Origin of the sequence: Solidesulfovibrio sp. DCME, from assembly GCF_049995385.1 — a bacterium.
Lineage (GTDB): Bacteria > Desulfobacterota > Desulfovibrionia > Desulfovibrionales > Desulfovibrionaceae > Solidesulfovibrio.
The window spans coordinates 2,031,151-2,053,934 of the sequence record NZ_CP188261.1; the positions used below are offsets into that span (position 1 = coordinate 2,031,151).

Genomic DNA, 22,784 nt, shown 5'->3' on the forward strand with positions numbered 1-22,784 from the left:
GCCCGGCTCAGTTCGCCGCCCGGCCGGCCTCGGGCGCGGCGGCGAAGAAGAGCTTGCCGCCCCGGGACCAGACCTGGGCGTCGTGGCCGGACAGGGCTATTTCCAGGGCCAGGCCCGGCTGCCGCGGCAGGGATACGGCGTAGCGGCCGGACACCGGCGACCAGATGCCGTCGCCTGTGTCGTTTCGCAGCGCAAAGATTTCCCGTTTCGCGCCGTCCGGGGAAACGGCCAGGACACGCACGGCGCTTTTGCCGTCGCCGCTGATGCGCGGGAAGAAAAAGGCCCCCTCGGGCGGCGTCCCGGACAGGCGCAGCCGGATGACGGCTGCCTCGCCGGCCGGGGTCAGGCTGGCCGTGCCTTCGCCGTCCGGCCCCTTGATCGCCAGGCCCGTTTCCTCGAGGGCCGCCGTGTCCAGGGCCGGCTCCCTGGCCGTGGGCCAGCCCGAGCCGTCGGCCGGGCGCCAGGCCAGGATGTCGGGAAAAAGCCCGTCGATTGTGGCGTCCGTGGCCGGCGTGGCGCGGCCGGTGGCCGCCGCCACGGCCGGGTCGGCGGCCAGGGCGGCGTAGACGGCCTTGGCCAGGGCGAAATTGCCCAGGCGCGTGAAATGGACGGTGTCGGAATACAGCAGGTGCGGCTTGCCGGTGGCGGTCACGGCCTGGTCGAAAAGGGGCTGAGGGTCGACCAGGGGCACGCCGTCTTGCCGCGTCACGTCCGTGTTGACGGCAGCCACGGCCTCCCGGCCGATGCCGTAGAGGCGCACGTCGTCGCTATTGAGGCCCATGGAGGCGGCCACGGCCGGCTCCCCGGCCGGGAGCCAGGGGTAGTTGACGACCAGGGTGCCGATGCCGTCGGCCTTGGCCTGGGCCAGGATGGCCTCGAGGTTGCCGCGAAAGCGGAATTTTTCCAGGCGGGCCGCGCAGTCCTGGCCGGCGGCGGACGGGGCCGGGCGCAGCTTGCGGCCGAGTTCCCGGGCCAGCCGGGTCAGGGCCAGGCCGGACAGGCGGCGTTCCAGCCAGGCGGCGACCCCGTCCGCCCGGCCGGCCACGAGGGTGCGCAGGACGGCATCCATGGAATCGGCCAGCCGGTCCAGGTCGGCCGGGGCCATCTGGCGGCAGGCGGCCATGACGTCGTTGAGGCCATCCATAAGAACGTAATAATCCGGGGACAGGGCCGGCAGTTCCTTTTGGGTGCGCAGCCGCGTGTGCCAGCTGTGGTAGCCGAAGACGCCGCCATTGACGACTTCCACCCGGGCGTCGGGATTGCGGTTAAGGCGGCGGAAGATTTCGCCGAGCAGGGCCGGGTAGCTGAAGCGGTCGGCCTCGGCCCCGGCGCCCAGGGTGGTCGAGCCGCCCAGGCACAGGATGCGGAAGGTGTCGGCCGGCTTGTGCGCCGCCAGGTCCGGGCCGACGAATCCCAGGTTGTTGAAGCGGAAGTTGGCCACTTCCGCGTTGCGCCGCAGGCGGTAGCCGAGCAGCGCGTCGGGCTCGGCGGCCCGGTCGGCGGCGAAATGCTGGAGGTCGAGCCCCCGGCCGGCCACGTCGTCGGCCGGGGCGAGCAGCCTGGCCAGGCCTTCCAGGCCGGCCACGGCCACAAGCAGGGACAGGGCGACCAGCAGGGCGTTTCGCCAAACGGTGTTGCCAGTGCGCGGCATGGCCGATTTCTCCCGGTGGCCCGGCCCGGCCGTGGCGATGCCGCGGCCGGGCGGGTGGCTTGGCGGGCTGGTGGGGCTTTCTAGAATAACATGTTTAACTAGTTGTTTTTACTAAAAAATATTAACATATTTTTTAGCGAACGCCACACTAGGCCACGTCCCAGCGTTGGCCGGCCGGGGTGTCCATGACCGTGACGCCAAGGCCGGCCAGTGCGTCGCGGATGGCGTCGGAGCGGGCGAAATCCTTGGCCTGGCGGGCTTGCAGGCGGTCGGCCAGCAGGGCTTCGACCTTTGCGGCATCGATGCCCAGGCGCGCCGCCCGGCTGGCCTTGAGGGCCTCCAGAAAGGCTTCGGAGTCGCTGCCGAACACCCCGAGCACCGTGGCCCAGTCGGCCAGGTCGGCCAGAATGCGGCGCAGGACGTCGGCCGTTTCCTGGCTTTTGGCCAGGGTTTTGTCCTCCATGAGCCGGCCGGCCAGGCGCACCAGGCCGAAAACATGGCCCAGGGCCTGGGCGGTGTTGAGGTCGTCGTCCATGGCCGCGGCGTAGCCTTCCTCGAGCTTGGCCAGTTCCTGGCCGACCTCGGCGGGCAGCTTGGTGCCGGACCATTTGGCCCGGGTCAGGGCCTGCTCCATTTGCGCCTTGGCGGCGTAGATGCGGCGCAGGCCCTTTTCGGCTTCGTCCAGCGCCTGGTCGGAATAGTCCAGCGGGCTGCGGTAGTGGGAGGAGACCAGGAAAAAGCGCAGCACCTCGGGCAGGTAGCGGGCGTAGATGTCGCGGATGGTGACGAAATTGCCGAGCGACTTGGACATTTTTTCGGTGTTGATGCGCACGAAGCCGTTGTGGACCCAGTAGCGGCAGAATTCGCCGCCGGCCGCGGCCTCGCTCTGGGCGATCTCGTTTTCGTGGTGGGGGAAGACCAGGTCCTGGCCGCCGCCGTGGATGTCGATGGGGATGCCCAGCAGCTTTTCGCTCATGGCCGAGCATTCCAGGTGCCAGCCGGGCCGGCCCGGGCCAAACGGGCTTTCCCAGACGGGTTCGCCGGGCTTGGAGGCCTTCCAGAGGGCGAAATCCAGGGGGTCTTCCTTTTCCTCGCCCGGGGCCACCCGGGCACCGGCCCGCATGTCCTCGAGGTCGCGGCCCGAGAGCTTGCCGTAGCCGTCAAAGGAGCGCACCCGGAAATAGACGTCCCCGGACGGCGTGCGGTAGGCGTGGCCGCTTTGGATGAGGCGCTCGGCCAGCTGGGCCATCTCGCCGATATATTCCGTGGCCTTGGGTTCGGCGTTGGGGCGCAGGATGCCGAGCCGGTCCATGTCCTCGTAAAAGGCGGCGATGTAGCGCTCGGCGACCTCGGTGGAAGACACGCCCTCGGTGTTGGCCTTCTTGATGATCTTGTCGTCGACGTCGGTGAAGTTGCGCACGAAGGTCACGTCGAGGCCCAGGCGGCGCAGGTGGCGCACGAGCACGTCGAAGACCACGGACGAGCGGGCATGCCCGATGTGGCACAGGTCATAGGCGGTGATGCCGCACACGTACATGGCCACCTTGCCCGGCCGGCGGGGGACGAAGGCCTCCTTGGTCCGGGTCATGGTGTTGTAAAGCTGCATGCCAAGCCTCCCAGGAAAAGTCCCCCCCTTTTGCAAAGGGACTGGCTAAAGTCAAGGGAGGGCCGGGGAGTGGCCGTCCCTTGGAGCGCGGCAGGGGCACGAAAACCACAAAGGCCGGCGTCCCTTCCAGGATCGCCGGCCTTCGCGGTTGGCGCAAACCGGAAATTAATCGGTGACGACCATGACGCTGGTGGCCTTGACCATGGCCTTGACCGAAGAACCGGCCTTGAGCCCCATGGCCTCGGCGGATTCCTTGGTGATCACGGACACGATCTCGACGCCGGGGGCGGCTTCGATGACGACCTCGGCGTTGACCATGCCGATGGAGACCTTCTTGACGGTACCGGGGATCAGGTTGCGGGCGCTGACTTTCATGGCGTTCTCCTTGGTAGTTTCGTCTGTGGGGGGAGAGTTAGTCGGTGACGACCATGACGCTGGAGGCCTTGACCATGGCCTTGACCTTGGAGCCGGCCTTGAGCCCCATGGCCTCGGCGGACTCCTTGGTGATCACGGACACGATTTCGACGCCGGGGGCGGCTTCGATGACGACCTCGGCGTTGACCATGCCGATGGAAACCTTCTTGACGGTACCGGGGATCAGGTTGCGGGCGCTGACTTTCATGGCTGCGTCTCCTTGCGGGGTTGTTGGTTGTTGGGCCGAACTACGAACGCCTGCCTGGGTTGTGTGCTGCCGTTGGGAAAGAGATAGGATATTTCTTAGTCACACGCAAATTATTTTTTTCGTGTCAACAATGTTTTTATTAACATTTGTAATCACAAAGTGTTAGCTGAAAACAGTCACGAAAATAGAATTTTCGTGACAGTATGTGTATAAAAGAAACACAACATTAAGTAATTATATTATAGTGTTGACGAATGAGTTTTTTTGGGGGAGCCTGCTGAATTGTTACAAACCAGTTCGGCTGGTCCTGCCGGGGAGCCCGTTGCGGTCCGGCCCAGAACGGAGGGGAGGAAAACGAGACGTGTCAGGGCCGGGCAGCCCCGCTGGAGACGACCCAGCCGGCCAAAGCCGGCCGTAGGCCGTGCCCAAGCCTTGGGGAGCGGCCCGGACACGGCCTGCGAACGAATGGCCCGCTGCCGGGCTGTCGCCTAGCCCTGCCAGTCCAGGCGCACGACCACGGTCGGGTCGAGCACCTGGAAGGTGAAGGATTCCAGGAAGAAGAGTGAAACCTTCTCGGTGTCGTGGGAGGCGTAGCCAATGGCGATGTCACCACCCAGCGTCAGTTCCAGGTCGCCGCCCCGGGTGGAAAGCAGGTAGGCCTCCTCCAGGAAGGGGCTGACGATGACCTCGCCGCCGAGCATGGTTTCCAGGTACTGGGACAGGGGATAGCCGCGCACGTGGCCGGACAGGGCCACCCAGGTCTCGGGGCCGACCACCAGGGCGTAGGGACCCTCCACCGAGGTCTTGCGCAGGGCGGTCAGGCCCACGGACACCTTTTCGGCGATGTCCTCGGGGTCCTTGGAAAGCTTAAGCCGCGTCTGGCTGGAGACATCCGACAGGCCCTTGATGCCGGCCGGGGCGAAGCCGTGGTAGACGGCCTCCTCCTCGAAGCGGGCCAGCTTCTCGGCCGCCTCGTCCAGGGCCGTGAGGTCGATGTCCTTGCCCCCCCGGGCGGCGTTGTCGATTTCGGCGATGTCCAGGGCGAAGGGCACCTTGACCTCGACCAGGGGTTTGACCTGGTGCAGGCCGTAGGTGATGCCGGACACGGACTGGGTCTTGGCGTATTCGATGCGCCCCAGCGGCACGGCGGCGTATTCCCAGCCCAGCGGCCCGGCCACGTCCGCCACCCGGCGGGCGGACAGCATGTTGGTGAGCGTCTGGCGGGCGCGGTTGTCCACGGCCTGCCAGGCGGCGGCGGTGATGGGGGCGAGGTCGCGCTTTAAAATATCCATGGCGTCTCCTTGTCCGTAAAGGAATCTAACGGTTGCCCTTGAGGCTGCCGATGCCCAGCGATCCGCCGGAGGCGGGCCTGCCGGCCGGGCCGGCCTCGCCTTCGCCGCCCGTGGCCGCGTCCTCCAGGGCCGTGATGTCGCCGGTGGTGAACAGATAGGTCCGCATGGTCGCGTCCCACACGGGCATGTTGCGGCGCAGCCACTCCAGGCCCATGACCGCGTGTTCGATCTCCTCGTCGCGGTTGTGGGCCATGATGGCCTTGATCTGCGGGTCGCTGGCCGCGGCCACGCGTTGATGGTACCAGTTGATGGCTTCCAGTTCTTCCTTGATGCTGTTGAGTGCCCGGACGAAATCCCGGTCCTGGGGGGACAGCTCGGCAATGGGCTCGTGATACTGATCCATGCGCAACTCCTTCAAGCGAAGTGCCCCGCGAGTGGGGCTGAAGAATTTGCGCCACTATGCCACAGGCGCCGCCGATTGCAACGCCGGGCAGTGAAAAAAAAGAGCAGCGGTGGGGAAGGCGCGGCCTAGAGCAGGATGATGTCCTTCAGTTCGTTGGTGTCGCCCTGGCGCGGCGGGAAAGGCTTTGCCAAGTCCTCGGCCAGGTGGGCGATGACCCGGGTCAGGGCCTCGGCCTGGCGTCCCTGGCGGATGCCCTCGGACAGGGCGGCCGCGGCCGTGTCGAGCACGGACCGGTCCAGTTTCCGGGCCAGGCCGCTGTCCGGCAGCAGCAAGACCAGCCGCTCGAAAACCGAAATGTAGACGAGCAGGGCGTTGCGTTCCCGGGTATCGGCCAGGCCGTGGACGTAAAAGGCGGCCTGGGCCGCTTGCAGCGTTTCGTGCTGGGCGCGCCCGGGCGAGACGAAATGGCGCTTGAGCGCCGGCAGGCGCTTGGCGGCCTGGAAACCGGCCAGGGTGAACAGGCCGAAATAGACCAGAAAAAGCCACATGCCCCGCGTGCCGCCAAGCAGGCTCAAGACCACGCCGGCCACCAGGCCGACCGTCAGGGCGCAGGCCAACTCGGCCTTGGGGTAGCTGTCGCTGGCCCCGACCACCATGGGCACGATCTCGGCGCCGGTTTTCGCCTCGGCCTCGCGCACGGCCGCCAGGAGTGCCTGCTGTTCGCCTGGGGAGAGAAATATCCGGGCCAATCGCTGCATGTCCGCCTCCTACCAGCTTCCCGACGAGCCGCCGCCGCCAAAGGAGCCCCCGCCGCCGGAGAAGCCGCCCCCGCCGGAAGAACCACCGCCGCCGCCACCGAAATAATAGCCGCCACCGCCGCCCCGGCTGGACGAGAACAGCGCCGGCCCGATGAGCCCGAGCACCACGCCGGCCAGGCACAGCAAGGCCAAGAGCCCAAGCCCCAGGCCGAAAAGCGCCCCCACGCCGGGCAGCACCACGCCGCCGATGCCCGCCCGGGCCAACGCCGGAAGCCGGGACAAAAAGGCCGTCAGCAGGATGGCCAGGATGAAAAGCCCGAAAAAGGCGTTGTCGTCGTTGTGGCCGGCTTTGCCGCCATGCCCCGGCTCGGTCTTGTATTCGCCGCGCACGGCCTCGATGATGGCCGAAACGCCGTTTTCGATGCCGGCATCGAACTTGCCGGCCTTGAAAGACGGCACGATGGCATAGTCGATGATGCGCCCGGACAAGGCGTCGGTCAGGCGCCCCTCCAGGCCGTAGCCCACCTCGATGCGCACCTTGCGGTCGCCCTTGGAGACCAGCAGCAGGGCGCCGTTGTCCTTGCCCTTCTGGCCGATGCCCCAGGCTTGCGCCACCTTGATGGCGTACTCCTCCAGGGATTCGCCCTCAAGGGACGGGATGGTGAGCACCACCACCTGCGTGGAGTCCGTGCGCTCGAATTCGGCCAGCCGCGCGTCCAGGGCGCTGGCCGCCTGGGGCGAGAGCAGGTGGGCATTGTCCACCACCCGCCCCGTGAGCTTGGGTACGCCCAGGGCCCGGGTGATCGAGGGGATGAGGAGGAGGAGAAGAAAGAATAAGAGGAAGATGCCTCCGGCGGCCAGGAGGGGGTGACCCCCTCCTGGACCTCCCCGACGGGGGGGAAGGGGCTGTCCGGCCCGAAGGGATGCGGGGGCAATGGGGCAGTGGCCTGTGGTTGGCATGTTTGCTCCGTGCAATACGGTGACCTTCATGGTCCCCCCTTGAAGGGGTCCAGGGGGATTATCCCCCTGGTGGGGTCCAGGGGCAACGCCCCTGGCCGCCGGAGGCATTCTTCCCTTAAAATTTCACCTTGGGCGCCTGCTGGGCGGCTTCGTCGGCCTTGAAGTATTCCTTGGCCTTTAAGTGCAGCAGCAGGGAGTTGGTGATGAAGTTGGGAAAGGTGCGGATGGAGGTGTTGTAGGTCTCCACGGACTGGTTGTAGCGTTGCCGGGCCACGTTGATGCGGTTTTCCGTGCCTTCGAGCTGGTTTTGCAAGTCGCGGAAGTTCTGGTCGGCCTTGAGCTGCGGATAGTTTTCCACAACGGCCAAAAGCCGGGACAGGGAGGACTGCATCTGGCCCTGGGCCTGCTGGAAGGCGGCCATGGCCTGGGGGTCGGACAGGGAATCGGCGGTGATTTTGACTTGCGTGGCCTTGGCCCGGGCGTCGACCACGGCGGTCAGGGTGTCCTTTTCGTGGCTGGCGTAGCCCTTGACCGTCTCCACCAGGTTGGGGACGAGGTCGGCCCGGCGTTGCAGGGACGATTCCACGTTGCCCCAGGCGGATTTGACCGCCTCCTCGTTGGTTTGCATCTGGTTGTAGCCGCAGCCGGTGAGGCCGGGCAGGAGGAGCAGGGCGAACAGAAGGCTGACGAGGCGTGTCATGGTTACTCCTTGATGGGTCATACGCACCATGCATCCTGTGTAAGTCCCTTGGAAGCGGGAGGCAAGGGGGGAGCGGTGAAACGGGCGTGAGGCGACGCGTCGGGGCCGCCTTCACGAACGCGTCGTCCTCCCGAGTCGCCAAGGCGAAACGGGCGGGAGGCGAGGCGCCGGGACCGCCCGGCGCCTGATACTACTGCCCTTGGAGCAGAAGCGGCAGGAAGGGCAGGGGGGGGCCGGTTTCGTGGAACCCGGCGTTGGTGGTCATGATCACGCCGCCCTCGCCGGCGGCGAAGGCGGCCTGCTGGTCGGCGGCGGCGGCCAGGGCGTACAGGATGTTGGTGTAGCCGCCCTGGACCAGGGTCGCCTGGCCGTTTTCGATGCGGTAAAGCGAGCTCTTGCCGCCGTCGGTCCAACGGCTGTTGCTGGTCAGCACGGCCCAGAAGACCCCGCCCCCGGCATGCACGATGTTCGTGAAATCGTACAGCGAATAGCCGTCGACCGGCTCAAGCCGCCTCACGCCGGACACGGGCTGCCAGTTGCTCCCGTCGGTGGTGAAAAAGGCGCAGCCGTTTTGGCCCACGGCCACGATGGCCCCGCCGCCGGCGGCCACGGCGGCCAGGTTGTCGCCGTTTGCGCCAATGGTGGCCACGCTCCAGGCCCCGTCGTGCCAGCGGGCCACCCGGCCGGCGGTCCCCACGGCGTAGACATCGCCGCCGGTCGCGGCGGCCAGGCCGGCGTAGAGGTAGGCGTCGGCACCGAGGCTGGTGGGGCATTCCATATATTGGCTCCCCACGATGCAGGGCATGCCGGTTTCCGAGCCGGCCGCCTGGATGAGGGCATAGGCACCGGTTGTGGCCTTGACCACGTCGAGGATGCTCATGGCCCCGTAGACACCCGGCGGCAGCCAGGACGACCAGGCCGTGCCGTTGCCGCGCAGCAGGACAGCGTTGCCGGAATCAAGGCCCGAGAACCAGAAATCCGTGGGGGAAAAGGCCTTGAAGGCGGTGACGTAGGTATCGCCGGACAGGTTGGTGATGGGATGCTTGGTGAGTTGGCCGCCGCTGAAGGTGGACACGCCGCTGGTTGGCGAACTCCAGCGCGGGGCGAGCCAGAGCTTGCCGGCGAAGGTCACGGCCCGCCAGGGGGTGAGCGCCGCGACCGGCACATTGAGGTCCGTGCGGGCGGCGGTGGTGCCGTTCATGGCTTGGAGCAGGCCCTGGGTGCCGGTGAGGTGGTAGTTGCCGCCGGCCACGGAAATGATGGACGTCCTGGCCTTGTAGGCCGGGTCGTCGTAGACCGCGAGGTCATTGATCGCGCCGGTCCAGCGCCGGATGACGCCGGAGGCGCCGACGAACCAGATGTCGTCGGGGCCGGTGCCGGCCATGGAGGCCAGTTCATAGGCGGAAAAGAAGAAGCCGCCCTCGTTGACCTTGCTCCAGTCCGCGCTGGCCAAGGGAATGAGCCGGTACAACTGGCCGGAGTTGCCGCTGGCGAAGACGTGGTCGGCGTCGGGGCCCCAGACGCAGCGCAACAGGTTGTAACTGGTGTTGCTCGCAACGTTTTCGAACTGGACCATGGCGCTCCAGCTCGTGGCGTCGCGGTGCAGGATGGTGCCGTAGCTGCCCACGGCGTAGACGTCGCTGGCGGAGAAGCCGAAGACGGAACTGAGCACGGGGTAATTGACCAGTTTGGGGTCGTAGAAGGTCTCGAATTCCCATGCGGCGCTGCCGGCGTTCCATTTGGACACGAGGCTGGACAGTTCGGACACGGCCCAGGCCTGGCCGGTAGCGGAAACCCAGACGTCGCGCATGGGGTAGAGGTCCGGGAAGCCGGACCAGGTGGGCGGCGTGGTCGACGTCCAGGACGTGCCGTCGAAGTGCAGCAGCACCGAGCGGACCGGGTCGGCGTTGGAGGTGGCCAGGGCACTGCCGCCCACGGCCCAGATGTCGCTCGGGCCGCTGCCGGCGATGCCCTTGAGCGGGGCGGTGGTGCCGGAGTCCATGAAGGTGAAGGTGCTGCCCACCTGTTTGAGGATCAGGCCGCCGTCGCCCACATGGTAGATGGTGGTCCCGCCGTCGGGGCTGTAGGCGTCGTGGATGGTGTTTCCCGTGGGCGTGGGGGTGAGGAAGGTCCACGGTCCGGTGGCGGCCCCGGCCGGCCGGCCGGCTAGGGCGGCGAGAAGCAGGCACAACAGCAAGGCGAGTTGTCGCAGGGCGATAGAGGCGTCCATGGCTTCTCCCTTGTTGTTTGGATGTGAAACAGTTTTCTCGTTAACAGTAACCGTTGCTCTGTGGGTTGCATGGCCCTGTCGTACCCGTGGGCATGGGCAAAAAGGCAGGCCATGGATGGCGCGTATTGGGATACCCTATTGTTGAAGATTACCAGGAAAAGCGCATTGCCGTAAAGGACAAACTTGTGGCCAGCACACGCCCGAAAAATGGCCATCGAACGGACGGCTCCTGGCAGCGTACAACGGTATCGGAGCAGGCTTGCAGCATCTGCCCGGGCCGTGAGCACCTTTTCGCGCCCCGCTGCCCTGAAGGGCGCGCACAGGCTGCCGGCTTTCGCCCACTGGGGGAATGCAAGCCAGGAAACGACTGGCCACACGACTCCAGGTGATGTCGCAGCGCATTTTCAACGCAATAAAAGCCAGATGACGCCAGTGCTTGGCCGCCGGGGGGCAGCCGCCCCTTCGGCGTCGGTGTGGCGCAGGCCAGGCAGGGCCGGCCCGAGCCTGGTGCCGGCATCCGGGTGATCGTGGCCGGCCGAGCAGGGGGGCGCAATCCGAAGGGGTGTGTCGCGGGAAAGGGGGAAGGCAGCCAAGGCAGCGAGTCCGGGCGGCGGGCTGTGCGGGCTTACGGAAGGCGCGTGGCGGCAGCGGCCCCGGGCGCAACGTCCCGGCCTTGGCCCCGCGGCCGGGGGAGGCGCAGCGGCGGCCGCACGGGCAACGGGGCGCACCCGACCGCCTTGCGGCCCCACGGACGGGGCAGGCGGAGGCCGGCCCAGGGCGGAAAGCGTCAGGCGGCAAGGGGGCCGGGGCCTGTCCGGCGGCGGGCAGGCCCCGGTGCGTTGCTATTCGCCGCAGGCCTTTTTGACGGCCGTCAGCACGGCCTCGGGTTCGAAAGGCTTGTGGATGGCGGCCACGGCCTTGCGAATGGCCATGTCGTGGCCGGTCAGGCCGCTGATGACCACCACCGGCAGGTTCTTGAATTCCTCTTTCTGCGAGAACTTGCGGTAAAACCGCGGCCCCCATTCGTGGGGCATCTCCAGGTCCAGGGTGATGCAGTCGGGGCGCTCCCGTTCCAGCACCTCCATGGCCGCGTCGCCGTCCGAGGCGCTACAGGTTTCGAATCCGTTGTCCCCAAGCAGCGTGACGAGATAGGAGACGATCTGGGGATCGTCGTCCACCACCATGATTTTCTTGGCCATGTCCGACTCCTTGGTGGGCTCGCGGCCGGCTGGGGCCGCGTTCCCGTTGGGGTTGGTTGCAATGATCGCCTTTGCCTGCCGGAAATACCGGTTGGCGCCGTGTCGCGGGCGCCTTGCCGGAGAGGGCGCGCCGGGGAAGGGCCTGTCGGTGGCGGTGCGACCGCCTGTTCCCGACGGGCCCGGCCGCCCTGGTCGCCAAATCGAATGTGCCGTCGTTTCATTTGTTGCCATGGACGGTTTCCCCTAGGGGCGCGACGGCTTCCCGGGGGGGGCCGTCCTCGCCCTCCCGGCGGGGCAGGCGCACGACGAACCGGGCGCCCTGGCCGGGCTCGGATACGATGTCGATGGCGCCGCCGTAGTCCTTGACGATGCCGTAACTGATGGAAAGCCCCAGGCCCGTGCCCTTGCCCACGGCCTTGGTGGTGAAAAACGGTTCGAAGACCTTGTCCTGGATATCCGGGGCGATGCCGGCGCCGGTGTCGGTGACCTCGGCCGTGACCCAGTCGTTGTCGGCGAACACGCGCAGGCCGATGCGCTTGGCGGCGCCCGGCGTGGCGGCGGCGTGGTCCTCGATGGCGTCGCGGGCGTTTATGAGCAGGTTCATGAAGACCTGCTCCAGCCGGTTGCCCTCGGCCGCGACCGGCGGCAGGTCCGGGGCGATGTCGCAGGCGACCGCGATGTTGCGCACCTTGAGCTGCTGGCTGAACAGTTCGAGTGTGCGCGAGAGGACCTCGCCGAGGTCCACGGGCTCGACCTTCATTTCCGATTTGCGGCCGAATTCGCGCATGTGGTTGATGATGCGCGTGGCCCGGGCGATGTGCTTGCCGATGCCCTCGGCCATCTCCTTGAAGAGTTCCTTGGGCGGGCTGGCCTCGCCCCGGGTCTTTCGCGAAAGCAGGTCGGCGATGGTCTGGATGACGGTCAATGGCTGGTTGAGCTCGTGGGCGACGCTGGTGGCCATTTCGCCCAAGGTGGCCATTTTGCTGGCCTGGATGAGCTGCTGCTCGGTTTCCAGCCGCCGGGTGATGTCCGTGGCCGAAACCAGGTAGACCTGGCTGCCCGGGAAGGCGGCCGTGGAAATGCGGATGGAGACGTAGATGACCTCGCCGGTCTTTTTCTGGTGCCGGGCCCGGTCGATGGCGGCCTGGCCGCGGATGCGGCGTTCGTAGCCTTCCCGGTCGCGGTCGGCGAACAGCTCCAGGAAGCCGCGGCCGATCAGTTCGCTTTGCGGGCAGCCGTAGACCTCCTCGGCCGTGGCGTTGCATTCGAGGATGGTCAGGCTGTCGCGGTCCAGGACGAACAGGGCCGTGGGGATGCAGCTGAAGATCGCCAGGTACTTGCGGCGCGAACGTTCAAGTTCTTCTTCAAGGAATTTGCTGTCCGTGATGTCGAGGCTGATCTCCATGACCGCGTTGACGTTGCCGGCGGCGTCGGTCATGGGCGCGGTGCTGACGAAAAAGGAGCGCTTGCCGCCGTCCTTGGCCACGGTGATCTCCTCGGTGGCGTGGGGGGCGCCGTCCTCGAAGGTGCGGATGACCGGGCAGTTGCGGCAGGGCGCGTCCAGGCCCTTGTAGACCTTGTAGCAGTATTCGCCGGGCCGGGCGTGGAACTCGTCGGCGAACTGGCGGTTGTAACTGATCAGGCGCAGGTCGCGGTCCTGGACGGTGATGGTGCAGGGCACGTGCTCGAAGAGGTCCTGGTAGCGCTTCATCTGGCGGGCCAGTTCGGCCTGCTTGATGAGCACCTCGCGGCCCATGGCATTGATGGCCCGGCCGAGTTCGCCCATCTCGTCGGCCTGGCGCAGGTCGAGGCCCTCGAAGCCCACGCCCGCGGCGATGGCCCGTGTGGCCCGCATCATCTTGCGCACGGGCCGGTTGACGAGCAGGTGCAGGCACAGCACCAGGATGAGGAAGACGGCGGCGGCGATGCCGAGGGCCATAAGGAAATTGATGCGGGAAAACCGGTCCAGGTTGGCTTGCGAGGCCTCCAGGGAGACCACCATGTCGAGCAGGCCCAGGATCTTCTTGCCCGGCGGGTGGACGTGGCAGGGGTCGCCGGAACAGGAGGCGTCGTTGCCGATGGGGAAGATGATGCCGATGCACTTGCGGTCGGCGTCGTCGGTGAAGATGCGGGTGCGCTCCCGGATGTCCAGGTGCGCCAGGGGCGGCTCCACGCGGTGGCAGACGTAGCAGGCCTCCTGCTTGATGTCCGTGACCGTGCCGATCTCGCTGGTCAGGTTGGAATACTTGACCTCGCCGCGCTTGTTGTAGACGCGGATGGACTTGATGGCCCGCTGGGTGCCGATGTTGCGCACGATCTCCTGGGTGGCGTCCGGGGCGTAGGTCAGCATGGAGTCGTGCAGCCCCAGGATGATGGTCGTGCCCAGGCGGTCGATGTCGGAGACGGTGTTGGCCATGGACAGGGCTTCCATGGCCTCCATGTTGAGGGAGGACCACAGGAAGAAGAAAAACATGAGCGCCGCGCCGCAGATGATGGCCAGCTTGGTGATCAGCGAGCGCCGGATGCGCGTGAAAAGGCCGCCGGCCGCGGCGGCGGACCGGGTCAGGGGGCCACCTGGGGCGGCATGGTTGTTTTCCGGCCTCGCCATGGCGCTCTCTCCGTCGGACGCCCTAGGGCGCGCTGACCGTGATGGAAAAAGCCCCGGTCATGGCCCAGACGGTCTGCCCGACCTCGAGATGCAGGTTGGCCAGGCTTTCGGGCGTGATGACCGAGCAGACCCTGGCCCCGTCCTCGAGCTGCACCACCACCTCGGCCGTGTCCGCGCCGACCATGATGCGCTCCACCACGCCCCGAAAACGGTTGGGCCCGGGGGCGTCGCCTCCGGCGTCGCCGCGGGTGAGCCGGGGCGGGCGGATGCGGGCCGTGACCGGGCTGCCGCGCCGCAGGCCCATGGCGCGCAGGTGGTCGTTGGACAAAACCGAGACCAGGCGGTGGCCGCCGGGCGTTTCCACCTCGACCAGGGATTGCAGGTCCCCGGGGTTTACGGCCGCCACCTTGCCGGAAAAGACGTTGCGGCCATCCTCGGCCGGGTTTTTTTCGCGCTCCAAAAGGGCCATGTCCAGGGCGGCCGTGTCCTCGCCGGACAGTTCCAGGAAGGCGGCCGTGGCATTGGCCGTCAAGTGCCCCAGGCTGCGCTGGATGGCCACCAGCGGCACGCCGCCGCGCAGCAGTTCGATGCCCCGGGAGCGGCGCAGGGTGTTGGGGTTGGCCATGTGCTTGGGCAGGCCGCATTCCACCGCCCGTTCGTAGAGCACCCGGCGCACGTAGCCCTGGTCCAGGGCGAACAGGCTGCCGCGAACGGGGGCGTAGTCCGGGTCGCGCAGGATCAGGCCCAGTTCGGCGTGCAGCTCGTGGGGCATGTAGACCTCGCGCCAGGGCCTCGCTTCCTCGCCGCGCCCGCCCAGGCGGACCTTGCGGGCCACCAGGTCGAAGTCCTCGCCATCGTTTATGGCCAGGACCTCGCCGAGCTTGGCTCCGGTGTGGCGCAGCATCAAGAACACGAGTCGCGAGCGGTTCCGTGATATTCGCGAGCGATTTCCCCGCGCCTCCGCCACCCAGGCGGCAAAGGTCTGGTCGAGCAAAACCAGCTGTTCCGTGGTCAGGAATCTGGCCCCAGCCCCTTCCTCCGGCCCTTGGGCCGAATCGTTGTCTCTTGGAAAAACCTTGTTATTTTCAGGGATTATTCCCATTTTAGCCGCGCCTCCGATGCGTTGTGCAATGTCGCTCGCCGATTTTATGCCGACCTGGTTCGTAGGAATCCAAAATTTCAGGTGACAAGTTTCACAAAAGTCGCTAAGGACGTATCTCACGTATTGCAGGCAAATCGTGATAATTTTTCAGGGCGCTGTCAAGGGACTTTTTCAAGGCCGCCCGCGCGGACGGGGTACTTCCGCAAGCGGGCGCCCGGGCGCGCCCGGGGACCGAGGCCAAGGGAGATGGGTGAAGTGAACATGTCAAGCAGAAGGTCAGTAATCGTATGAAAAATGCAAAACGGCGCACGGGAACACTGCTGGTCGCCCTGGCCCTGCTCGGGTCCGGCGGCTTGCTGACGCTGACGGCGGGACTGGGCGCGGCCAAGGACCAGGGCGACGACAAGCAGCGGGCCGACATCCTGTCCATCGACGAACTCAAGCGGTTCGGACCCCTCACCCAGCCTCCGGTTGTTTTTCTCCACGACAAGCACACGGCGGCCCTGGGCAAGCAGGCCAAGTTCTACGGCAAGGAATGCGGGACCTGCCACCTGTCCTCCAAGGACGGGACCATGTACCTGGCCTTCCGGCGCGACGACGCGCCCGCCTCGGCCGACACCATCAAGAACACCTATCACGACAACTGCATCAAGTGCCACATGGACATGTCCGCCGCCGGCCAGAAGTCCGGCCCCTCGGACGTCCAGTGCAAGGGCTGCCACAACGGCACCCCCGATGTTTCGTCCAACTGGCAGCCCATCACCGTGGACAAGCGCCTGCACTTCCGCCACGCCGCCACCCAGGAAAAGGCGGAAAACAAGTGCGGCGCCTGCCACCACGTCTATGATGAGGCCGCCGGCAAGACCGTGGCCGCACCCGCGCCGGAAAAGGTGCCCGGCGCCTGCGTCTACTGCCACACCGGATCCGGCTCGAACGTGCCCGGGCGCAAGCCGGAAAAGATCCGCTCCCTGCGCCTGGCCGCCCACGGCGAGTGCGTGACCTGCCACCGCGCCGTGGCCGCTTCCGGCGGCAAGGACGTCCCCACCGGACCGTCCACCTGCGCCGGCTGCCACGGTCCCCTGGACCAGAAGGCCATCGCCGAGACCTCGCTCAAAAAGGTCCCGGCCGACGCCGACCTGCGCATCAAGCGCGGCCAGCCCGACTTCGCCATGATCCGCCCGGCCGCGGCCGACAAGCCGGTCATCGGCGCCGACGGCAAGCCCGTTACGGCCTACGGCATGTCGCCCGTGCCCTTTAACCACAAGTACCACGAGGCCAAGAGCGAGACCTGCGTCTCCTGCCACCACGCCGCCCTGACCTCCTGCGCCGCCAAGTGCCACACCGTGCCCGGCGCCAAGGACGGCGGCTTCGTCACCCTGGAAGCGGCCATGCACAAGGTCGAGGCGCCCCAGAGCTGCGCCGGCTGCCACGCCGCCCTCCAGAAAAAGCCCGAGTGCGCCGGCTGCCACGCCTCCATGAAAAAGGGCGTGGGCGACAAGGCGCAATGCGGCTCCTGCCACGTGGTGCCCACCGAGGGCCTGGACAAGGCCGTCGCCGAATTCATGGGCCGCAACGACAAGGAAGCCGCGGCCATGGCCCCGGCCCTGGCCGAGAAGCTCCTTGCCGGCAAGCGCCAGGCCACCGCCACCTTCGCCGCCGACGACATCCCCGAAACCGTGACCATCGGCTCCCTCGCCAAGGACTACGAACCGTCCGTCCTGCCCCACCGCAAGATCGTGCAGTCCATGGTGGCCGGCATGAAGGACAGCAAGCTGGCCGGCGCCTTCCACGCCACCGACGCGGCCGTGTGCCAGGGCTGCCACCACAATAGCCCCGCTTCCAAGACCCCGCCGCGCTGCGGCAACTGCCACCCCGCCGCCTCCGGCACCGCCGCCTCGCCGCGCCCGGCGCTGAGGGCCGCCTACCACAACCAGTGCATGGGCTGCCACACGGCCATGGGTATTGACGGCAAGGTGGTGGACAAGGCCCCCGGCGCCAAGCCCGTGCCCAAGGCCACGGATTGCGCCGGCTGCCACGCGGAAAAAAAGAAGTAGCACCCCAACCAGTCGAGGTCGCGATACGATGAAACGAAGACACTTTCTGGGCCTTTTGGGCGCGGCCGGGGTGAGCCTCACCACGGGCGTTTCGGCCAAGGCCGCCTCCGGCGCCGATGTCGCCGGCATGCCCAACGTCGGCGGCGTGTTGTTCGACGCCTCCCGGTGCATCGGCTGCCGCAAGTGCGAAGCCGCCTGCAACAAGGTCAACGACCTGCCGCAGCCGGCCAAACCCTTCGACGACCTCACGGTCATGGACGCGGCGCGCCGCACCGACGCCGCCTCCTACACCGTGGTCAACAAGTACCAGCCCAAACCGGGCGAGAACCCGGTCTTCCGCAAGATCCAGTGCAACCACTGCCTGGAGCCGGCCTGCGCCTCGGCCTGTTTCGTGCGGGCCTTCCAGAAGACCGAGACCGGCGCCGTGGTCTACGACCCCTCGGTCTGCGTCGGCTGCCGCTACTGCATGGTGGCCTGTCCCTTCAACATCCCGGCCTACGAATACGACAAGGCCTTCACCCCGCGCGTCATGAAGTGCACCCTGTGCCAGCCGCGCCTGCTCGAGGGCAAGCTCCCGGGCTGCGTCGAGGCCTGTCCCAAGGAGGCCTTGCAGTTCGGCAAGCGCCGCGAACTGCTCAACATCGCCTGGGACCGCGTCACGACGAGCCCGGAGAAGTACGTGCAGCACGTCTACGGCGAGCATGAGATGGGCGGCACGAGTTGGCTGTACATCGCGCCCAAGCCGTCGTTTGGCGCCATCGGCATGGACGAGCACCTGGGCACGGCCTCGGCTCCCGAGCTGACTGCCGGGGCCCTGGCCGCCGTGCCGGCCGTGGCCGGCATCTGGCCGGTGCTGCTCACCGGCATCTACGCCATCAGCAAGCGCAAGGACAAGATCGCCGAGGACGAGAAGAGGGCGGCCGTCGAGGCGGCCATCGCCAAGGCCAGCGCCGACGCCGAGGCCAAGCTGGCCGAGGAGCTCACCAAGGCCGAGGTGGCCAACAAGCGGCGCATCGAGGTCGAGGTCAAAAAGGCCCTGGAGGCCGCCCACAAGGAATCCGAGGGCGGGGAGGACGCATAATGTCGACGGAACACACCAAAAACGGCTCGCTCGTCACGCCGTTTAACATTGTCGCCGGCATCATCCTGGCCGCCGGCATCGTGGTGACGATCATGCGCTTCACCATGGGCCTGGGCTCGGTCACCAACCTCTCGGACAACAACCCCTGGGGCATCTGGATCGGTTTCGACCTCCTGTGCGGCGTCGCCCTGGCCGCCGGCGGCTACACCACCTCGGCCGCCTGCTACATCTTCGGCTTCAAGCGCTTCCACGCCGCGGTGCGGCCGGCCATCCTGACAGCCTTCCTGGGCTACGCCCTGGTGGTGTTCGCCCTCAACTACGACGTCGGCCGGCCCTGGCGCCTGCCGTACCCCATCTTCTACCAGCAGGGCACGACCTCGATCCTGTTCGAAGTCGGCCTGTGCGTGTTCATCTACCTGACGGTGCTGTTCCTGGAGTACCTGCCGGCGGCCATGGAGTGGAAGGGCGGCTTCGACAGGTACCGGGGCATCCTGGTCAAGCTGACCATGGTACTGACCATCTTCGGCGTCATCCTGTCCACCCTGCACCAGTCTTCCCTCGGCGCCCTGTACCTCATCGCCCCGTCCAAGCTGCACCCGCTGTGGTACACGCCCTACCTGCCGGTCATGTTCTTCATGTCCAGCATGTTCGCCGGCCTGTCCATGGTCGTCTTCGAAGGGACGCTGTCGCACCGCTACTTCCATCACAAGATGGACGAGGACTACAACGCCAACTACCTGGACCTGCAGTTCGCCTTCGCCAAGGGGGCGGCCTGGATCATGGCCGGCTACCTGGCCATGAAGCTCCTGGGCCTGTCCATGGACAACCGCTGGCACTACCTCTTCACCGGCTACGGCGCCTGGTGGCTGCTGGAAGTGGTCGGCTTCGTGGTCCTGCCGTGCTACTGCTACGCCGTGGGCTACCGCGACCGCAACATCGGCCTGGTGCGCCTGGCCGCCCCGTGGACGGTCATCGGCATCATGCTCAACCGCTTCGACGTGAGCCTCATTGCCTTCAACTGGCAGCTGCCGAGCGCCGAGCGCTACTTCCCGAGCCTGGGCGAGATCATCATCTCCCTGTTCGTGGTCACCATCGGCATCATCGCCTTCAAGTTCATCGTCACCCGCATGCCGATCTTCTACGCGCATCCGGCGTACAAAGACTCGTCCCACTAGGATGAAAGGGGAGATACGCGATGTTTAACACCCTGCAAGACCTGATGCTGCACAACAAGAGCATCACCTATGTCCTCATGGGCCTGGTGCTTGTCTGCTTCATCGGCTTCTGGCGTTTTCTGACGGGTCGCGAAGAACGCAACCGGCGCTACTAGGCCGGCCGGACCTCGACAAGGATTGAAGGAGAACACCATGTATGCATTCCTGACGGGGCCGATGCTGTGGCTGTCGTTCGCCATATTCATCATCGGCTGCGCCTGGCGCGTCGTCAAATACGTCAAGGGCCTCAGTTGGCAGCTCGACCGCGTGCCCTACGGCTACTACCGCGAGCTGGCCTGGAAAGGGGCGCTCAAGTCCATCTTCCACTGGATCACCCCCTACGGCTCGCGCAGCTGGCGGTTCAAGCCGCTGTATGCCGCGGCCTTCTTCCTGCTGCACATCGGCCTGGTCATCGTGCCGCTGTTTTTATTCGCCCACGTCATGCTCGTGTCCGAGCGCTTCGGCCTGTCCTGGCCGACCCTGCCGGCCGGGCTGGCCGACGCGCTGACCATCCTGGCCCTGGCCGCCGGGGCGTTCATCCTGCTGCGCCGCTTCGCCCTGCCGGAAGTGCGCATCATCACCACGCCCCACGACCTGTGGATCATGGCCATCAGCCTGGCGCCGCTCGTCACGGGCTTCGTGGCCGCCCACCAGGGCGGGGACGGGGGCGGCTGGCTGCTGGCCCACATCATCACGGGCGAGATCTGGCTTGTCGCCATCCCGTTCACCAAGCTCTCCCACGTGGTGCTGTTTTTCTGTTCCCGGGCGCAAATCGGCGTGGACTTCGGCGTCAAGCGCGGCGGCCAGCGCGGCCGCGGCATCGTCTGGTAGAAACGGCCGACGCCATACCGCCAAGGAGAATTCGACATGCCTGAAGGAATCTACTGCAACAAGACGCCGATAACGACCGAGGAGGCCTTAAAGGCCCTGCTCTCGGACACGCGCGGCACCAAATACTACGCGGAAATGGAAGAGCTGGAAGTGGACCGCGAAAAACTGTGGGCCACCATCCAGAAAACCTTCAAATCCCGCATGCAGACCTGGCTCGACGTTTGCGCCCGCTGCGGGCTGTGCGCCGACTCCTGCTTCCTGTACCTGGTCAACGACCGCAACCCCGAGCAGGTGCCCTCGTACAAGATCCAGTCGACGCTCGGCGAGATCGTGCGGCGCAAGGGCGACGTGGACGGGGCGTTCATGCGCCACGCCATGGAAGTGGCCTGGTCGCGTTGCACCTGCTGCAACCGTTGCGCCCAGTTCTGCCCCCACGGCATCGATATCGGCATCATGATGGGCTATACCCGCGGCCTGCTCTATTCCCAGGGGTTCGTGCCCTGGGAGCTCAAAATCGGCGCTGGCATGCACCGCGTCTACCGCGCCCAGATGGACGTGACCACCGAGGACTGGGTGGAAACCTGCGAATGGATGGCCGAGGAGCAGCAGGACGATTGGCCCGGGCTCGAGATCCCCGTGGACAAGGAAGACGCGGACATCATGTACACCTGCAACGCCCGCGAGCCCAAGCACTACCCGGAAGACCTGGCCGAGGCGGCCATCCTCTTCCACATCGCCGGCGAGAACTGGACCGTGCCGTCCGAGGGCTGGGAGCAGACGAGCCTTTCCATGTTCGCCGGCGACTGGGAAGCCTGCAAGCTGCAGGTCGAAAACGTCTACGCCGCCATCGAGCGCCTGCGACCCAAACGGGTCATCGGCACGGAATGCGGCCACGCCCACCGGGCCACGGTCGTCGAGGGGCCGTATTGGGCCGGCCGTCCCGACGGCCAGCCGCCGGCGCCCTACATCCACTACGTCCAGTGGGTGGCCGAGGCCCTGCGCGAAGGCAAGCTCAAAATCGACCCGGCCAAGCGCATCAAGCAGCCCGTCACCTACCAGGACTCCTGCAACTACATCCGCAACTGGGGCCTGGCCGAGACCGCCCGCGAGATCCTGACCTACATCGTGGAGCCGGGCTACCTGGTCGAGATGACGCCCAACAAGGAATACAACTACTGCTGCGGCGGTGGCGGCGGCTTCAACGGCATCGGCAAGTTCCGCCCCATGCGCAACAAGGCCTTGCTCACCAAGCGCGACCAGATTATCGCAACCGGGGCCAAGCTGGTCATCGCCCCGTGCCACAACTGCTGGGACGCCATCCGCGACCTGGAGGAAGAGTACCATATCCACATCGACTGGTCCTTCCTCAAGCCGCTGCTCCTCAAGATGGTCATCGTACCCGAGCATTTGAAGCCCAAGGACGAGGACGACGAGGAATAGGGCGGGCGCTTCGCCCATAGGCAAGACACCTCTCACGCCCCAGGGGGTCCGCAATGTTTGGGAAAATAGTGTTTGCGACTTCGGGAGCGCCGGATTGCGACAGCGCCGCCCGCGTGGCTTTCGACATGGCCGGCCGTTACGGCTCGGAAATCATCGTCTTCCATTGCCTGGGCATCCCGGGCAAGGGGGACAGCAACCTGGTCCTCGACGTGCGCACGGGTGAAACGGTCGACGCCGACGAGGAATACCTGGAGGGCGTGCGCGAGGAACTGCGCACCACCTACGCCATCCAGCTCTCGGGCTGCAAGAAGGCCGGCATCGAGATCGCCGTGGGCAACCCCTCCCGCGAGATCCTGCGCCTGGCCCGCAAGGTGGACGCCGACCTCGTGGTCATGGGCGCCCGCGGCCAGGGCCTGGAGGTTGGCGGCTTCTACAAGCGCGGCGTCATCGGCGGCACCCACGAGAAGGTGGCCAAGGCCGCCCGCTGCCCGGTGCTGACCGTGGCCCGCCCGGCCGCCTCGTTCTGGGGCGGGTTTTCCAACATCGTCTTCGCCACCGACTTCTCCAAGGCGTCGGAATCGGCCTTCAAGCTGGCCGAGACCATCGCCCGGGACGTGCAGGGCGATTTGCACCTCTTCCACTGCCTGGACCTCGACAAGCTCCAGTCGGCCATCGCGCTCACCCAGGAGGGCATCGAGGGCCGCCTGGCCGAGGCCCGGCGCAAGATACAGGTGGGCTACGCCTCCAAGCTCGGCGACCTGGCCAAGCGGACTTCCATTGAGGTCTGGGAAGGATCGCCCTATGTGGAGATCGTCAAGTTCGCGCGCGAGCGGCAGGCCGACCTCATCGTCATGGCCCACCACACCCGCGAACTCGATCCCGACGAGCGGCCCTTCGGCAGCACCCTGGAACAGGTCCTGGTGCGGGCCACGTGTCCCGTGATCAGCATCAACCGCCCGGACAAGCTGCCGCAGGCGGGTGATGCCTAGCGCGCCAAGGCGCGCCAGCACCTCCACCAAAGGAGCAGTGGAAC

Annotated in this window: 20 protein-coding genes; 7 read left to right on the forward strand and 13 right to left on the reverse strand. The window is 66.6% G+C overall.

Going from position 1 to position 22,784, the window contains the following annotated elements:
- Positions 1–7 precede the first annotated feature (7 nt).
- From ACP59X_RS08640 to ACP59X_RS08700, 13 genes are all read right to left on the reverse strand, one after another.
- Positions 8–1,651 carry an SGNH/GDSL hydrolase family protein gene (locus ACP59X_RS08640; protein WP_428567929.1) on the reverse strand — a complete coding sequence of 548 codons (1,644 nt, stop codon included), beginning with the start codon at positions 1,649–1,651 and terminating at the stop codon, positions 8–10.
- A gap of 148 nt (positions 1,652–1,799) precedes the next feature.
- A complete protein-coding gene (gene cysS / locus ACP59X_RS08645) occupies positions 1,800–3,257 on the reverse strand; it encodes a cysteine--tRNA ligase (protein ID WP_428567933.1) in 1,458 nt (485 codons plus the stop codon).
- Positions 3,258–3,422: 165 nt separating this feature from the next.
- Complete coding sequence (locus ACP59X_RS08650) at positions 3,423–3,632, reverse strand: TOBE domain-containing protein (RefSeq protein WP_428567937.1); 210 nt, start codon at positions 3,630–3,632, stop codon at positions 3,423–3,425.
- A 37-nt stretch (positions 3,633–3,669) separates the two neighbouring features.
- Positions 3,670–3,879, reverse strand: coding sequence for a TOBE domain-containing protein (locus tag ACP59X_RS08655; RefSeq protein WP_428567939.1), 210 nt, complete (start codon positions 3,877–3,879; stop codon positions 3,670–3,672).
- Between the two features lie 488 nt (positions 3,880–4,367).
- Positions 4,368–5,171: a family 1 encapsulin nanocompartment shell protein gene (locus tag ACP59X_RS08660; protein WP_428567942.1), complete on the reverse strand. Its 804-nt coding sequence runs from the start codon at positions 5,169–5,171 to the stop codon at positions 4,368–4,370.
- A gap of 25 nt (positions 5,172–5,196) precedes the next feature.
- Positions 5,197–5,574, reverse strand: coding sequence for an encapsulin-associated ferritin-like protein (locus tag ACP59X_RS08665; protein WP_428567947.1), 378 nt, complete (start codon positions 5,572–5,574; stop codon positions 5,197–5,199).
- A gap of 125 nt (positions 5,575–5,699) precedes the next feature.
- On the reverse strand, positions 5,700–6,332 hold the full coding sequence (locus ACP59X_RS08670) for a TPM domain-containing protein (protein WP_428567951.1): 633 nt from the start codon (positions 6,330–6,332) through the stop codon (positions 5,700–5,702).
- 9 nt (positions 6,333–6,341) lie between these two features.
- Entirely contained in the window at positions 6,342–7,094 is a 753-nt protein-coding gene (locus tag ACP59X_RS08675) for a TPM domain-containing protein (protein WP_428567956.1), read from the reverse strand.
- Positions 7,095–7,407: 313 nt separating this feature from the next.
- The gene (locus tag ACP59X_RS08680; protein WP_428567959.1) at positions 7,408–7,992 is read right to left on the reverse strand and encodes a LemA family protein; all 585 of its coding nucleotides are present in this window, start codon (positions 7,990–7,992) and stop codon (positions 7,408–7,410) included.
- Positions 7,993–8,182: 190 nt separating this feature from the next.
- On the reverse strand, positions 8,183–10,222 hold the full coding sequence (locus tag ACP59X_RS08685; RefSeq protein ID WP_428567962.1) for a beta propeller repeat protein: 2,040 nt from the start codon (positions 10,220–10,222) through the stop codon (positions 8,183–8,185).
- A gap of 842 nt (positions 10,223–11,064) precedes the next feature.
- Positions 11,065–11,421 carry a DVU0259 family response regulator domain-containing protein gene (divK, locus tag ACP59X_RS08690; protein ID WP_428567965.1) on the reverse strand — a complete coding sequence of 119 codons (357 nt, stop codon included), beginning with the start codon at positions 11,419–11,421 and terminating at the stop codon, positions 11,065–11,067.
- 217 nt (positions 11,422–11,638) lie between these two features.
- A complete protein-coding gene (locus ACP59X_RS08695; protein WP_428567968.1) occupies positions 11,639–14,029 on the reverse strand; it encodes an ATP-binding protein in 2,391 nt (796 codons plus the stop codon).
- A gap of 22 nt (positions 14,030–14,051) precedes the next feature.
- Positions 14,052–14,933, reverse strand: coding sequence for a TOBE domain-containing protein (locus ACP59X_RS08700; protein WP_428569835.1), 882 nt, complete (start codon positions 14,931–14,933; stop codon positions 14,052–14,054).
- A 485-nt stretch (positions 14,934–15,418) separates the two neighbouring features.
- On the opposite strand from ACP59X_RS08700, the gene hmcA reads away from it, so the two are divergent.
- The 7 genes from hmcA to ACP59X_RS08735 are packed head-to-tail and all read left to right on the forward strand — an operon-like array spanning position 15,419 to position 22,740.
- Entirely contained in the window at positions 15,419–17,185 is a 1,767-nt protein-coding gene (hmcA, locus tag ACP59X_RS08705; RefSeq protein ID WP_428567974.1) for a sulfate respiration complex hexadecaheme cytochrome HmcA, read from the forward strand.
- 28 nt (positions 17,186–17,213) lie between these two features.
- Positions 17,214–18,266 (forward strand): sulfate respiration complex iron-sulfur protein HmcB, encoded by a 1,053-nt coding sequence (gene hmcB / locus ACP59X_RS08710; protein WP_428567979.1) that lies wholly within the window; start codon positions 17,214–17,216, stop codon positions 18,264–18,266.
- Positions 18,266–19,441 carry a sulfate respiration complex protein HmcC gene (hmcC, locus tag ACP59X_RS08715; protein WP_428567984.1) on the forward strand — a complete coding sequence of 392 codons (1,176 nt, stop codon included), beginning with the start codon at positions 18,266–18,268 and terminating at the stop codon, positions 19,439–19,441. Before hmcB ends, hmcC begins: the two co-directional genes overlap by 1 nt.
- Before the next feature lie 20 nt (positions 19,442–19,461).
- Positions 19,462–19,596 (forward strand): sulfate respiration complex protein HmcD, encoded by a 135-nt coding sequence (hmcD, locus tag ACP59X_RS08720; protein ID WP_323426335.1) that lies wholly within the window; start codon positions 19,462–19,464, stop codon positions 19,594–19,596.
- 37 nt (positions 19,597–19,633) lie between these two features.
- The gene (hmcE, locus tag ACP59X_RS08725; RefSeq protein ID WP_428567989.1) at positions 19,634–20,311 is read left to right on the forward strand and encodes a sulfate respiration complex protein HmcE; all 678 of its coding nucleotides are present in this window, start codon (positions 19,634–19,636) and stop codon (positions 20,309–20,311) included.
- A gap of 36 nt (positions 20,312–20,347) precedes the next feature.
- Complete coding sequence (gene hmcF, locus ACP59X_RS08730) at positions 20,348–21,751, forward strand: sulfate respiration complex iron-sulfur protein HmcF (RefSeq protein ID WP_428567992.1); 1,404 nt, start codon at positions 20,348–20,350, stop codon at positions 21,749–21,751.
- A gap of 53 nt (positions 21,752–21,804) precedes the next feature.
- The gene (locus ACP59X_RS08735; protein WP_428567997.1) at positions 21,805–22,740 is read left to right on the forward strand and encodes a universal stress protein; all 936 of its coding nucleotides are present in this window, start codon (positions 21,805–21,807) and stop codon (positions 22,738–22,740) included.
- The last annotated feature ends 44 nt before the right edge of the window (positions 22,741–22,784 follow it).